This window comes from Neisseria sp. 27098_8_112, from assembly GCF_041433235.1.
Classification (GTDB): domain Bacteria; phylum Pseudomonadota; class Gammaproteobacteria; order Burkholderiales; family Neisseriaceae; genus Neisseria.
The window spans coordinates 22,814-37,223 of sequence record NZ_JAPWBB010000009.1 but is presented as its reverse complement, the minus strand read 5'-3'; the positions used below and the strand labels follow the sequence as shown (position 1 = coordinate 37,223).

Sequence of the window (14,410 nt, the reverse complement as noted above, 5' to 3'; positions counted from 1 at the left end):
TCAAACATTCATTACAACGCGCGGTCAAAATACAAAGCCACGCCGGAACGCTCGCGCATCGCCAACAAATAATCCATCAACTTTTGCGGCCATTGAATACCGCGCACAACGGTCAGGTTGCGCAAAATAGGGAACGTCAGGATATCTTCCAAACTGATTTCACCGCCCAAGCCCTCGCCTTCGCACACCAGCGCTTCCAGTTCTGCCAAGTCTTGATGCAGACGCTCCAGATATTGCGCCGTTTTGTTCAGATTAGTCTCGAAATTTCCGATACTTTTCTCTTTTTTGTCGATAAAGTATTTTTTTGCTTCATCGGTCTCAAATTCAGGCAAGCCGATTTTGACCATGCGCGGCTGTACCAATTTATTATTGTATTCGCCCACTTTATCCAACCACGCCTGCACTTCTGGACGAACTTCTTCTTTCAGACGGCCTTGATCGATGTAACGGACAATATCCAAACTTTCACCCATAAACGAACCGTCTTCTTTTTGCAAAATCGGCACTTGTTTTGAGCCAATCATGCCAATCGGCGTAGCTTCGTCATCGTTTGCTAAAACGACCTCTTCCACCGCCACATCGCGCAAGCCGAAAATCATCCGCGCACGGACGCAAAACGGGCAATGGTCGTAAATATACAGTTTCATCGAAATGCTCCTTAAAATTTCAAAACGGTTAACCATAACACCCAAGGCCGTCTGAAACAAGGTGTCCTGAAACATAGTGCAGCATTCGCATACAAATCTAGGGCTATCGACAATAAACTGTTACAATGGCAACGTTTTTATCAAAAAGAAAAAAACGCACGCCATGACCACTATTCGCCAAACGCCCCAAACATCGAGCGTAACGCTGGAAGGCCTCCTCGCTTGGTTCGACGGCTATGTTGCCGCGCTGCCCGATTCCGATAAAAACCTGATTCAGACGGCCTTTGACTTAGCTAAAGAACATTACCCCGCCGATGCCCTAACAACTTACGGCGAGCCATTGCTGGAACATTTCCTCGGCTCGATGCAAATCGTCAGCGAACTTGACTTATTGCCCGATGCCGTGGCCGCTACGATTTTGTCCGACATCGGCAAATACGTTCCCACTTGGCACGAATTGGTTACCGAACGCTGCAACAGCACCGTTTGCGAACTGGTCAAAGGCGTGGACGAAGTACAGAAACTGACCCAATTCGCACGTGTAGACAGCCTCGCCACGCCGGAAGAACGCAGCCAACAGGCCGAAACCATGCGTAAAATGCTGTTGGCGATGGTTACCGACATTCGCGTCGTCCTGATCAAACTGGCCATGCGTACGCGCACCCTGCAATTCTTAAGCAACGTTCCCGACAATCCTGAAAAACGCGCCGTTGCCAAAGAAACCCTCGACATTTTTGCCCCTCTCGCCAACCGCTTGGGCGTGTGGCAACTCAAATGGCAGCTCGAAGATTTGGGCTTCCGTCATCAAGAGCCGGAAAAATACCGCGAAATCGCCCTGCTTTTGGACGAAAAACGCACCGAGCGCCTCGAATACATCGAAAACTTCCTCAATATCCTGCGTACGGAACTGAAAAAATACAATATTCATTTTGAAGTTGCCGGAAGACCGAAGCACATCTACTCCATTTACAAAAAAATGGTGAAGAAAAAGCTCACTTTCGACGGCCTGTTCGACATCCGCGCCGTACGGATTTTGGTGGACACCATTCCCGAGTGTTACACCACCTTGGGCATTGTCCACAGCCTCTGGCAGCCGATTCCGGGCGAGTTTGACGACTATATCGCCAACCCGAAAGGCAACGGCTATAAAAGTTTGCACACCGTCATCGTCGGCCCGGAAGACAAAGGCGTGGAAGTACAAATCCGCACCTTCGATATGCACCAATTCAACGAATTTGGTGTTGCAGCCCACTGGCGTTATAAAGAAGGCGGCAAGGGCGATTCCGCCTACGAGCAGAAAATCGCCTGGTTGCGCCAACTCTTGGACTGGCGCGAAAACATGGCCGAAAGCGGCAAGGAAGACCTCGCCGCCGCCTTCAAAACCGAACTTTTCAACGACACGATTTATGTTTTGACCCCGCACGGCAAAGTCCTCTCCCTGCCTACGGGCGCCACCCCTATCGACTTTGCCTACGCCCTGCACAGCAGCGTGGGAGACCGTTGTCGCGGTGCAAAAGTCGAAGGACAAATCGTGCCGCTGTCCACACCTTTGGAAAACGGACAACGCGTTGAAATCATTACCGCCAAAGAGGGAAATCCTTCCGTCAACTGGCTCTACGAAGGCTGGGTCAAATCCAACCGCGCCATCAGCAAAATCCGTGCCTTCATCCGCCAGCAAAATGCAGATACCGTGCGCGAAGAAGGCCGCGCCCAATTGGACAAACAGTTGTCAAAAATCTTCCCCAAACCCAATCTGCAAGCATTGGCGGAAAAACTCGGCTTCAAAAAAACCGACGAACTCTATACGGCCATCGGTCAGGGCGAAGTTTCCAACCGCGCCATCCACAAAGCCTGCGGCGCGCTGAATGAACCGCCTCCCGTGCCGATTGATGAAACCAATATCGTCAAGCAGTCTAAAATCAAAAAAGGCGGCAAAAACGGCATTTTGATTGACGGCGAAGACGGCCTGATGACCACGCTTGCCAAATGCTGCAAACCAGCACCTCCTGACGACATTATCGGTTTCGTTACGCGCGACCGGGGCATTTCCGTCCACCGCAACACCTGCCCTTCTTTCCGCCACCTTGCCGAGCAGGCTCCGGAAAAAGTGTTGAATGCAAGCTGGGCAGCCTTGCAAGAAGGACAAGTATTTGCCGTCGATGTTGAAATCCGCGCCCAAGACCGCTCCGGTTTGCTGCGCGACGTTTCGGATGCGCTGGCGCGTCATAAACTCAACGTTACCGCGGTGCAAACCCAATCGCGCGATTTGGAAGCCAGTATGCGCTTTACCCTTGAAGTCCGCCAAGTCAATGACCTGCCGCGCGTATTAGCCAGCTTGGGCGACATCAAAGGCGTTTTAAGCGTAACGCGCTTGTAGCCCTCATTATCCAAGCAAATCCAAAGGCCGTCTGAAAGCAACTTTTTCAGACGGCCTTTTAAGTTTTTAACACACCAATATCTCAACGCCTCAACTTATCTTTCTTCAAAAAAGTCAGCCGTTGGCCTTAGCCGCCTCAATATATAACCCCCTCTTCTATTCTTACAACCAGTCGTTATTTCCTACCGGCATCATTCTCAGGCAAACTTATTATCCTCATGATAAACAAGATATTTCCAATTTAAGGGAGCCTCATGGATACACGAGATTTGTACCCTCACGAGATTTTGCAGGAAGCCATCGGCAAGAGCTGCGCCAAATCCGAGTTCAGCATCAAAATGTTGGTGATTTTGAGTTTTTTAGGCGGCGGCTATGTCGGCTTTGGCTATCTTGCCTGCCTGCGCGTCATCAGCGGCATTCCAGCCGAATGGAACGGCCTGGCCGCCCTTTTGGGCGCATCCGTGTTCCCTATCGCACTGATTTGTATCTTAATCGGCGGCGGCGAGTTGGCAACAGGCAATATGATGATTATGGCTTTGGGCAGATTAACCGGCCGCGTCAGCACCCACAAACTGGTACGCAACTGGCTGATTGTCAGCTTGGGCAATCTGGCAGGCGCCGTTGCCATGGCCTATTTCCTCGGCCACTATGTCGGCCTGGCAGAGGGAGCGGCTACGGCTAAAACCATTGCCATCGCCGAAGCCAAAGTTAATATGGACTTTGGCCGTGCATTCGTCTCCGCTATCGCATGTAACTGGATGGTGTGCATGGGTATTTGGTTCTATTTCGGTTCACGCCATACTTCAGGCCGCATTTTGGCAACTTGGTTTCCGGTCATGATCTTCGTATTAATCGGCTTCCAACACTTTGTTGCCAATATGTTCATCATTCCGGCCGGTATTTGGGCGGGCGCAAATGTCAGCTGGGGTCAATTTTTCTACAATATGATTCCTGTCTTCTTAGGCAATGTTCTCGGCGGATCGTCTTTTGTTGCTGCTTTCTATCTATTCGCTTATAAACATTTGTTAAAAGACGATTTTTCTATCTAATCCAAACTCTCTCACTATCCCGTATTTATCAAAAATACGGGATAGTGCCGTTATCAGGCCGTCTGAACGGCTCGTTTCTGTCGCATAATTACGCTTTTTCTCTGCGTAACGTTTCATTTATAGGAAAGATAGTTTCATTGTCTTTCCTTTTCTCCAATTTAAGATAATTTTTGCAATCTTTTGTTTTCAAATGACTTCCCCTCAAAAGCGCTACGATTTTTCACAAAGCCCGTGTTCCGTGCTTTGCAAAACAAAAAATTTACTGTATTCTGAATTTAATTATTTACAATTTAATATGGACTGGTTACATATCCTATTGTATTTGAAAATAATTTATCCTGACTCTCTCGTGAAAAACAGGATTTTTAAGCTGTATTTTTATTAGAAAAAAGTTTGGGTACAAATTGTTTGCAATTTCAAAACCCGTATTTATAAGTTAGATGAGGAATAAGTACATGAATCCCATGTATATCACTTTCGCGATCTATTTGGTCGCCGTATTACTGATCGGCCTCGCCGCCTATTTTTCAACACGCAACTTCGACGACTACATTCTCGGCGGCCGCAGCTTGGGTCCGTTCGTGACCGCGATGTCTGCCGGTGCTTCCGATATGTCAGGTTGGCTTTTGATGGGCTTGCCAGGTGCCATTTACCTGAGCGGTTTGAATGAAGCTTGGATCGCCATTGGTCTGATTGTGGGTGCATACCTCAACTGGCTTTTGGTTGCAGGCCGTCTACGCGTACATACCGAATACGCCAACAACGCGCTGACGCTTCCTGATTACTTCTTCCACCGCTTTGGTGCCGGCGGTCACTTGATGAAAGTGGTTTCTGCACTGATTATCTTGTTCTTCTTCACTATTTACTGTGCTTCAGGCATCGTAGCCGGTGCTACCCTGTTCCAAAGCCTGTTCCACGGTATGTCTTACACTCAAGCCATGTGGCTGGGTGCCGGCGCAACCATCGCCTATACTTTCTTGGGCGGTTTCTTGGCAGTAAGCTGGACCGATACCCTGCAAGCTTCTTTGATGATTTTTGCATTGGTACTGACTCCTGTCATGGTGTACTTGGGTTTGGGCGGTGCTGATCAAATGAACGCTGCCATCCAACAAGTTGCCGCTTCTACCGGTAAAGAATACGGCAGCCTGTTTGCCGGTACTACTTTCATCGGCATTATCTCTACCGCCGCTTGGGGCTTGGGCTATTTCGGCCAACCACACATCTTGGCCCGTTTCATGGCTGCTGAAAGCGCTAAATCTTTGGTTTCTGCACGCCGTATCGGTATGACCTGGATGATTCTGTGTATGGCCGGTGCCGTGGCTGTCGGCTACTTCGGTATCGCTTACTTCGGCGCCAACCCTGCCCACGTTGATGAAATGAACGGCAACCACGAACGTATCTTCATCGCTTTGGCCACCCTGCTTTTCAACCCTTGGATTGCCGGTATCATCTTGAGTGCGATTCTCGCAGCCGTAATGTCCACCCTGTCTTGCCAATTGTTGGTTTGCTCCAGCGCGATTACCGAAGACTTCTACAAAGGCTTCCTGCGTAAAAAAGCACAACAAGCCGAGTTGGTATGGATTGGCCGTCTGATGGTTTTGGCGATTGCCGTGATTTCCATCCTGATTGCTTCTGATCCTAACAGCAAAGTATTGGGCTTGGTGGCTTATGCATGGGCTGGCTTTGGTGCCGCATTCGGCCCGGTTGTTATCCTGTCTGTACTGTGGAAACGCATTACTGCCTACGGCGCACTCTCCGGCATGATTGCAGGTGCACTGACTGTAGTAGTTTGGGCTGAGTGGATCAAAAAACCTGCTTTGGCCGCACAAGAAACAGGTTTCGCTACTGTCTATGAAATCGTTCCTGGCTTCATCGCTTGTACCCTCGTGATTGTTTTGGTCTCTCTGATCGACAAAAAACCGTCACGCGAATTGCAAGAACGTTTCGAAAAAGCAGACGCAGAATACCGCGCCTCTAAATAAGACGTTTTCAGACGGCCTGCATGATTCCGTGCAGGCCGTCTTTACGACATAAACTGTTTCAAAATAATCTGAGCCTTATCAGAAAAAACAGCAATTTATGCGGATGCATCTTGTATCCGCATCATAAATTTATTACGATATTACTATCCTTCAGAATACCTGTTTTAGCAATCCTATCCAGGCCGTCTGAAATCATGAAAAAACCTCTGGAGAACTTAAATAATGTTTAACTTTGCTTTTCCAACACAAACTCCTCTGCGCCAAGCGATAACCGATGCCTACCGCCGTGATGAAATCGAAGCCGTACAGGATATGTTGCAACGTGCACAGATGACCGACGAAGAACGCAATGCCGCTTCCGAGCTTGCCCGTCGTTTGGTTACCCAAGTCCGTGCCAGCCGTACCAAAGCCAGCGGTGTAGATGCTTTGATGCACGAGTTCTCTCTCTCCAGTGAAGAAGGTGTTGCACTGATGTGTCTGGCCGAAGCCCTGCTGCGCATTCCGGACAATGCTACCCGTGACCGCCTGATTGCCGACAAAATCTCTGAAGGCAACTGGAAAAGCCACTTGAACAACAGCCCTTCCCTCTTCGTTAACGCGGCCGCATGGGGTCTGCTGATTACCGGCAAACTGACCGCGACAAACGACAAACAGATGAGTTCCGCATTGAGCCGTCTGATCAGCAAAGGCGGCGCACCTCTGATCCGTCAAGGTGTGAACTACGCAATGCGCCTGTTGGGCAAACAGTTCGTAACCGGCCAAACCATTGAAGAAGCGCTGCAAAACGGTAAAGAGCGCGAGAAAATGGGTTACCGCTTCTCCTTCGATATGTTGGGTGAAGCCGCATACACCGAAGAAGATGCCAACCGCTACTACAACGACTACGTTCAAGCCATTCACGCCATCGGTAAAGATGCCGCAGGCCAAGGTGTTTACGAAGGCAACGGTATCTCCGTCAAACTTTCCGCCATCCACCCACGCTACTCACGCGCCCAACACGAACGCGTTATGAGCGAACTGCTGCCTCGCCTGAAAGAATTGTTCCTTTTGGGTAAAAAATACGATATCGGTATCAACATCGACGCCGAAGAAGCCAACCGTCTCGAATTGTCTTTGGACTTGATGGAGGCTTTGGTTTCCGACCCTGACTTGGCCGGCTACAAAGGTATCGGTTTCGTTGTTCAAGCCTACCAAAAACGTTGCCCGTTCGTTATCGACTACCTGATCGACCTGGCCCGCCGCAACAACCAAAAACTGATGATCCGTTTGGTTAAAGGCGCATACTGGGACAGCGAAGTGAAATGGGCTCAAGTAGACGGCATGGAAGGCTATCCGACTTACACCCGTAAAGTCCATACCGACATCTCCTACCTCGCCTGCGCACGCAAACTCTTAGATGCACAAGATGCCGTGTTCCCACAATTTGCTACCCACAATGCTTACACTTTGGGCGCAATCTACCAAATGGGTAAAGGCAAAGACTTCGAACACCAATGTCTGCACGGCATGGGTGAAACCCTGTACGACCAAGTGGTCGGCCCGCAAAACTTAGGCCGCCGCGTACGCGTGTATGCCCCGGTCGGCACACACGAAACCCTGCTTGCCTACTTGGTACGCCGTCTGTTGGAAAACGGTGCGAACTCTTCTTTCGTGAACCAAATCGTTGACGAAAACATCAGCATCGACCGCCTGATTAAGAGCCCGTTCGACACCATCGCCGAACAAGGCATCCACCTGCATCCGGCATTGCCTCTGCCGCGCGATTTGTATGGCAAAGGCCGTCTGAACTCCCAAGGCGTCGATTTCAGCAACGAAAACGTATTGCAAAATCTGCAAGAAAAACTCAACCAAGCTTCTTCCGAAGACTTCCACGCCGCGTCTATCGTCAATGGTGAAGCGCGTAATGTAGGCGAAGCTCAACCTGTCCGCAATCCTGCAGACCACAACGATGTTGTCGGCACTGTCAGCTTTGCCGATGCGGCATTGGCTCAAGAAGCTATTGGTGCAGCCGTTGCCGCCCTGCCGGAGTGGAGCGCCAAACCTGCTTCAGAACGCGCCGACTGCCTGCGCCGTTTTGCCGATTTGTTGGAACAACACACGCCTGCATTGATGATGCTGGCCGTCCGCGAAGCCGGTAAAACCCTGAACAACGCCGTTGCCGAAGTACGTGAAGCCGTTGACTTCTGCCGCTACTATGCCAACGAAGCTGAAAACACCCTGCCTAAAGATGCCAAAGCTGTCGGCGCAATCGTTGCCATCAGCCCATGGAACTTCCCATTGGCCATCTTTACCGGCGAAGTGGTTTCTGCATTGGCAGCCGGTAACACTGTTATCGCCAAACCTGCCGAACAAACCAGCCTGATTGCTACTTACGCAGTTTCCCTGATGCATCAAGCCGGTATTCCGACTTCTGCGTTGCAACTCGTACTCGGCGCAGGCGATGTCGGCTCTGCCCTGACCGGCGATACCCGCATTGGCGGCGTGATCTTCACCGGTTCTACCGAAGTAGCGCGCCTGATCAACAAAGCTCTGTCCAAACGCGACGACAGCCCTGTCCTGATTGCCGAGACCGGCGGTCAAAACGCGATGATCGTGGACTCTACTGCCCTGCCGGAACAAGTCTGCCTCGACGTATTGAACTCTGCCTTCGACAGCGCGGGCCAACGTTGTTCCGCCCTGCGTATCTTGTGCGTTCAAGAAGATGTTGCCGATAAAATGGTCAACATCATCAAAGGCGCAATGGACGAATTGGTTGTCGGCAAACCGACCCAACTGACCACAGACATCGGCCCTGTCATCGATGCTGAAGCCCAACAAAACCTGTTGGCCCACATCAATAAAATGAAAGGCGTAGCAAAGGCTTACCACGAAATCAAAACTGCCGCCGACGTTGATGACAACAACTCTACCTTCGTTCGTCCAATCCTGTTTGAATTGAACAACCTGAACGAGTTGCAACGCGAAGTGTTCGGTCCTGTACTGCACGTTGTCCGCTACCGTGCCAGCGAATTGGATCAACTCATCGACCAAATCAACGCCAAAGGCTATGCTCTGACCAGCGGTGTACACAGCCGTATCGAAGGCACTGTTGACCATATCCGCGACCGCATCGAAGCTGGTAACATCTACGTTAACCGCAACATCGTTGGTGCTGTTGTCGGTGTACAACCTTTCGGCGGTCACGGCTTGTCCGGTACCGGTCCAAAAGCAGGCGGTTCATTCTATCTGCAACGCCTGGTTCGTACTCCTGAATGGGTTGCCCCAACCCTCAGCCGAATCGGCCAAGCAGACGAAGACGCACTCAAACGTTTGGAAACCCTGGTTCACAAACTGCCGTTTAACGCAGAAGAGAAAAAAGCCGCAGCCGCAGCTTTGGGTCACGCACGCGTCCGTACCCTGCGCAAAGCCGAAACCGTATTGGTCGGCCCGACCGGCGAACGCAACTCATTGAGCTGGCGCTCTCCAAAACGTGTTTGGGTACATGGCGGCAATCTGCTGCAAGCCTTCTCTGCCCTGACCGAGCTGGCAGCCGCAGGCATCCAAACCGTTGTTGAGCCTAACAGCCCGTTGGCTTCCTACTCAGCCGATTTGGACGGTTTGTTGCAAGTCAACAGCAAACCTGAAAACGCAGGCATCAGCCATGTTGCCGCCATCGAGCCTTTGAGCAGCGAGCGCAAACAAGAGTTGGCCGGCCGCGACGGTGCGCTCATCCGCATCCTGCCTTCCGAACAAGGTCTGGACATCCTGCAAGTATTTGAAGAAATCTCTTGCAGTATCAATACTACCGCTGCCGGCGGTAATGCCAGCCTGATGGCAGTTGCCGACTAATCACAGCTAAATCAAAGGCCGTCTGAAATTCAGACGGCCTTTTTTTATCTGTTTTTATTTACATTTTTGCCGGATATTCGCACAAATCATTAATCAAACATTTGCTGCATTGAGGTTTCAAAGCCTTGCACGTATAGCGGCCGTGCAAAATCAACCAATGATGGGCATCCATCAAAAATTCTTTGGGAATAAAGCGCATCAGCTTGTCTTCAACTTCGCGCACATCCTTGCCGGGCGCGATTTTGGTGCGGTTGGCCACACGGAAAATATGGGTATCGACCGCCATAACAGGTTGCCCGAATGCAGTATTCAACACCACATTGGCTGTTTTACGGCCAACACCGGGCAAAGATTCCAAAGCCTCTCGGTCGGCAGGCACTTCGCCATTGTATTTTTCCAGCAAAATACGGCAAGTCTGCATGATGTGTTTGGACTTGGTTTTGTAGAGGCCTATGGTTTTGGTGTATTCCATCACGCCGTCCAGCCCCAAATCCAACATGGCTTGCGGCGTATTGGCAACGGGAAAGAGCTTGGCAGTCGCTTTGTTCACACCGACATCAGTCGCCTGCGCAGACAATAAAACGGCGATAAGCAGCTCAAACGGCGAGCTGAAATTCAACTCGGTAGTCGGATGAGGATTGGCAGCGCGGAAACGCTCGAAAATTTCTTGGCGGATTTGTTTGTTCATTGTTTGGATTATTTTTTTATTGGCGCAGCAATTATAGTGAAATCATGTTGATACGGCTACTTCAAGTAAAACAAGGCCGTCTGAAATTGTTTTCAGACGGCCTGATTATCAAACAGCCTACTGTTTATTTTTTACTCAAAGTCAACCCTGTCCAGCCAAACACCAGCGTCAGAGCCAAACTCAAGTAGCAGAAGAAGGCATAAGGCAGATATTCCCAAACAGGCACACCCAAGGCATGGCTGATGAATACGCCGCAGACGCTCCAAGGCACCAACGGGTTGATGACCGTACCCGCATCTTCCAGCGTACGGGCAAGGTTGCGCGAATGCAGGCCGAGTTTGTCATATACCGGCTTAAAGGTTTCGCCGGAAAGCAGGATACTTAAATATTGTTCGCCAATCAGGAAGTTGACGCCGACCGATGTCATGGCCACGCTGAAAGTAGCGCGTCCGGCATTGGTCAGGAACGCACGAATAGCCTCCAACAAAGACGGAATCACACCAATGCTGAACAACAGGCCGCCCAAGCTCATGCCGAGTATCACGATGGTTTGCGTAAAGAACATGCTTTCTAAGCCGCCGCGCGAAATCAAGCGGGCAATGTCTTTAAATGCTTCGCCTTCAAGTTTGTATCCGCTGTAAAACCACGCGCCCAGCTGTTTCAAATCAGGCGTACTGTGGAAATAAGTCACAATCAGCGCCACCACAACGGTAAACAACATGGCGACAATAGCATTGACGCGCATCAGGGCAAGGACAACCAGCAAGGCAAACGGAATCAGCGAGTAGGCATGCACCAAACCGGTTGCTTCCAATTGCGCGCGGAAAGCCTCGACGCTGTTCATGTCATGCGCGGCAACATTGGGCAAGAGCCACAACATCAAGGCCGCACTGATCAACCACGCAGGCACAGTGGTGTACATCATGTTTTTGATGTGCTCGAACAAATCAATGCCGACAATCGAAGCAGAAATACCGGTCGTATCGGAAAGCGGCGACATTTTATCGCCGAAGAACGCACCCGACACAATCGCACCTGCCGTCATCGCCATATCGGCATGAAACGCAGCCGCCATCCCCATAAATGCCACGCCAACAGTTGCACAAGTCGTCAAACTACTGCCGATGGAAATACCGATGATCGAGCAAAGCGCAAACGCTGAGAAGTAAAAATAAGTCGGCGAAATCAATCCGAAACCGTAATACATCAGCGTCGGAATCGCACCGCTCATCATCAGCGCGCTGACCATCAGGCCGATAAAGAAGAACAGATAAATCGCGCCCATGCCCTGCCCGACCGCGCCTATCATACCGTTTTGCATGTCTTGATATTTCAAGCCACGCATCAAACCGTACAACAGCAAGACCACGATCGCCGTCACAATCGACATATGCGGCAGCCATTCAAGCGAAATAATCGTGTAACCCATTGCCGCCACCAAAGCCAAGGCCACAGCGATGGCCTCAAAGCGCGGCATATTAAGTAAGGATTTGAAAGCAAACATTGTTCTTTGCCTTTTTAATAAGTATTTAACAGATTTTAGCATAACAGGCCGTCTGAAACCCGATTTTCAGACGGCCTGCCTGTTATTTTATAAAAACAGCTTCAGTAAAACTGCGACACTTTCTTTAAAATATATTAAATTATTAACATTAAATACTTTTAAATTAAAATAAATGAAATTTTATTGCTTTTTAAAACGTCCATCATGCAAAAATGCCACCACCTGCTCAACCGTTTTACGGTTAAACAGCATACCGCTATGGCTGATAGGCAAAACGACATGATCGCGCATATTCGGACAATGCGTTTCGCTGACCAAAACCGTACCATCATGTTCGCCATGCAAACCTAAAACACGGCCCAGTCCATACGGTTTATTGCCGGCAATACTGCCCAACTCAACACCCTTTGGCAATTCAGGAATACCGCCGTCCAATACGCCTTTATACGAGCCGCCCAATACCGGCTTTTGCAAACCCATATTGAACACACGCTGCGCGGCACGGCTGCCTTGGTGTGGCGTACCCATGGTAACGATACGGCCGCTGACTTTATCCGGATATGCCGCCGCAAAATTGCGTAAGACCAACCCGCCCAAACTATGGCCGACAAAGTGCAGCGTTTCATCAGCATAGTTCTCATCAATCCATCGCGCCAAATCTTCAATATGTCGGTTCATCGAATGCAAAACACTGTAATAATCGAACAGAGCAACTTCAAAACCTTCTTGTTCCAGCAAATACGCCAGCGGTCTCATGACCCACGAATGCATGTGCAAGCCATGCAGCAAAATGATTTTGGCCATTTTTTCCTCCTGTCATTTAAATCATTATGCCACAAAGTAAAAAGGCCGTCTGAAATCCCATAAGGTTTCAGACGGCCTTTTATCATGATGAATTATTCGTCAGCTTTGTAGCCTTTTATAGCAAAGAAGACGATGTATACGTAACAAATCGCTGATACAACGAAAGAAATCATCAGACCTTGAGTATCCGCTACCCAACCTTGTACCACAGGCACAATCGCACCGCCGACAATCGCAGTACACAATACGCCGGAAGCGCTGCTGGTGAATCGGCCAAGACCTTTGGTTGCCAAAGAGAAAATCGTTGGGAACATGATGGAATTGAAGAAACCGATGGCCAACAATGCCCACATCGCAACATCTGCACTGGCTTTACCTGCCAACATAGCTACGCCCAACAGGACAACAGCAGCGGTAGCATTGAATGCCAAATAGCGGTTAGGCGCAATTTTCGCCATGATGGCAGAGCCTAAGAAGCGACCAACCATCGCGCCGCCCCAGTAGAACGACAGATATTTTGCAGCAGATGCGTGGTCCAAACCTTTCAGGTAACCCAACACGTTGACCAACAAAGAACCGATAGATACTTCTGCACCAACATAACAGAAAATACCGGCCGCACCAAAAATCAAGTGGCGGTATTGCCATACGCTGTGTTTACCATCATGGTTGTGTTCACTCTCTTCTTCAGCAATTTTGTTTGCATCAGGCAGACGAATCATTTTGACGAACACAGCCAAAATAATCAGCAAACCTGCCAAACCCAAATATGGAATTTGAACAGAAGAAATTTGCTCGGCTTTGCTGACAGTTTGTGTCGCATCAGCCAAAATCAGGAATGCCCCGATTTGCGGAGCAATGGTCGTACCCAAAGAGTTAAATGCCTGAACCAAAGTCAGTGTTGCAGATTCTTTACCTGGTTTGGACAGCAGGGTCACATAAGGGTTACCCGCCACTTGCAACAGCGTTACACCTGAAGCCAAAATGAACAGCGCACCCAAGAAAGTAGGATAAGAATGGCTGCCGGCGGCAGGATAGAACAACAGACAGCCGATGGCAGTCAATACGAAACCGCCGATTACACCGTTTTTATAGCCGATTTTGCCGACCAAATAACCCATAGGGATCGACATAATCGCGTAAGCGGTAAAGAAACAGAATTGAATCAGCATCGCCTGAACATAAGTCAGTTCGAAAATATCTTTCAGGTGCGGAATCAAAATATCGTTCATGCAGGTAATGAAACCCATCATGAAGAAGAGTGTGGTCAGAACGACCAGCGCAGGAGTATGATTTTGTTGTGAATGCGCAGACATGATTTGCCTTTCGTTTTGTTAAGATTCGCTGGAAAAATGAGCTTAAATCAGTTCATTAAACTTAACACCCATTAACAGCCGCCCGTATCATACTGATAATCCGTCACTTTGAAAACTATTTTCTAACAGCCGACTACATTATCCTTCAGCCGTTTAATTGTAAAAAATTTAATAATATTGGATTTATCTTTTAATAGATTAAAAAAATAAAGGCA

The 14,410-nt window shown here is 49.4% G+C and carries 9 protein-coding genes; 4 read left to right on the top strand and 5 right to left on the bottom strand.

Annotation, left to right across the window (positions count from 1 at the left end; all coding sequences use genetic code 11):
* Nucleotides 1-11 precede the first annotated feature (11 nt).
* Entirely contained in the window at nucleotides 12-722 is a 711-nt protein-coding gene (gene grxB, locus O3682_RS07145) for a glutaredoxin 2 (protein WP_371509288.1), read from the bottom strand.
* 88 nt (nucleotides 723-810) lie between these two features.
* Between grxB and O3682_RS07140 the strand changes: the two genes are divergently transcribed.
* The 4 genes from O3682_RS07140 (at nucleotide 811) to putA (ending at nucleotide 9,883) form a co-directional block, all read left to right on the top strand.
* Entirely contained in the window at nucleotides 811-3,024 is a 2,214-nt protein-coding gene (locus O3682_RS07140; RefSeq protein WP_371509286.1) for a RelA/SpoT family protein, read from the top strand.
* Between the two features lie 254 nt (nucleotides 3,025-3,278).
* Nucleotides 3,279-4,073, top strand: coding sequence for a formate/nitrite transporter family protein (locus tag O3682_RS07135; protein ID WP_371509284.1), 795 nt, complete (start codon nucleotides 3,279-3,281; stop codon nucleotides 4,071-4,073).
* 455 nt (nucleotides 4,074-4,528) lie between these two features.
* On the top strand, nucleotides 4,529-6,055 hold the full coding sequence (gene putP, locus O3682_RS07130; RefSeq protein ID WP_371509282.1) for a sodium/proline symporter PutP: 1,527 nt from the start codon (nucleotides 4,529-4,531) through the stop codon (nucleotides 6,053-6,055).
* Nucleotides 6,056-6,277: 222 nt separating this feature from the next.
* A complete protein-coding gene (gene putA / locus O3682_RS07125) occupies nucleotides 6,278-9,883 on the top strand; it encodes a bifunctional proline dehydrogenase/L-glutamate gamma-semialdehyde dehydrogenase PutA (RefSeq protein ID WP_371509281.1) in 3,606 nt (1,201 codons plus the stop codon).
* A 58-nt stretch (nucleotides 9,884-9,941) separates the two neighbouring features.
* On the opposite strand, the gene nth is transcribed toward putA, so the two are convergent.
* The 4 genes from nth to O3682_RS07105 form a co-directional block, all read right to left on the bottom strand.
* Nucleotides 9,942-10,571, bottom strand: coding sequence for an endonuclease III (nth, locus tag O3682_RS07120; RefSeq protein WP_049323145.1), 630 nt, complete (start codon nucleotides 10,569-10,571; stop codon nucleotides 9,942-9,944).
* 124 nt (nucleotides 10,572-10,695) lie between these two features.
* Complete coding sequence (nhaC, locus tag O3682_RS07115) at nucleotides 10,696-12,075, bottom strand: Na+/H+ antiporter NhaC (protein ID WP_049344642.1); 1,380 nt, start codon at nucleotides 12,073-12,075, stop codon at nucleotides 10,696-10,698.
* Between the two features lie 180 nt (nucleotides 12,076-12,255).
* A complete protein-coding gene (locus tag O3682_RS07110) occupies nucleotides 12,256-12,879 on the bottom strand; it encodes an alpha/beta fold hydrolase (protein WP_315038925.1) in 624 nt (207 codons plus the stop codon).
* A gap of 92 nt (nucleotides 12,880-12,971) precedes the next feature.
* Nucleotides 12,972-14,195: a sugar MFS transporter gene (locus tag O3682_RS07105; RefSeq protein WP_070583818.1), complete on the bottom strand. Its 1,224-nt coding sequence runs from the start codon at nucleotides 14,193-14,195 to the stop codon at nucleotides 12,972-12,974.
* Nucleotides 14,196-14,410: the final 215 nt, after the last annotated feature.

Coding starts and splice junctions, on each gene's coding strand:
- nth (WP_049323145.1), bottom strand. CDS start 10,571: ATGAACAAACAAATCCGCCAAGAAATTTTCGAGCGTTTCCGCGCTGCC.
- O3682_RS07135 (WP_371509284.1), top strand. CDS start 3,279: ATGGATACACGAGATTTGTACCCTCACGAGATTTTGCAGGAAGCCATC.
- putA (WP_371509281.1), top strand. CDS start 6,278: ATGTTTAACTTTGCTTTTCCAACACAAACTCCTCTGCGCCAAGCGATA.
- grxB (WP_371509288.1), bottom strand. CDS start 722: ATGTTTCAGGACACCTTGTTTCAGACGGCCTTGGGTGTTATGGTTAAC.
- O3682_RS07140 (WP_371509286.1), top strand. CDS start 811: ATGACCACTATTCGCCAAACGCCCCAAACATCGAGCGTAACGCTGGAA.
- nhaC (WP_049344642.1), bottom strand. CDS start 12,075: ATGTTTGCTTTCAAATCCTTACTTAATATGCCGCGCTTTGAGGCCATC.
- O3682_RS07110 (WP_315038925.1), bottom strand. CDS start 12,879: ATGGCCAAAATCATTTTGCTGCATGGCTTGCACATGCATTCGTGGGTC.
- O3682_RS07105 (WP_070583818.1), bottom strand. CDS start 14,195: ATGTCTGCGCATTCACAACAAAATCATACTCCTGCGCTGGTCGTTCTG.
- putP (WP_371509282.1), top strand. CDS start 4,529: ATGAATCCCATGTATATCACTTTCGCGATCTATTTGGTCGCCGTATTA.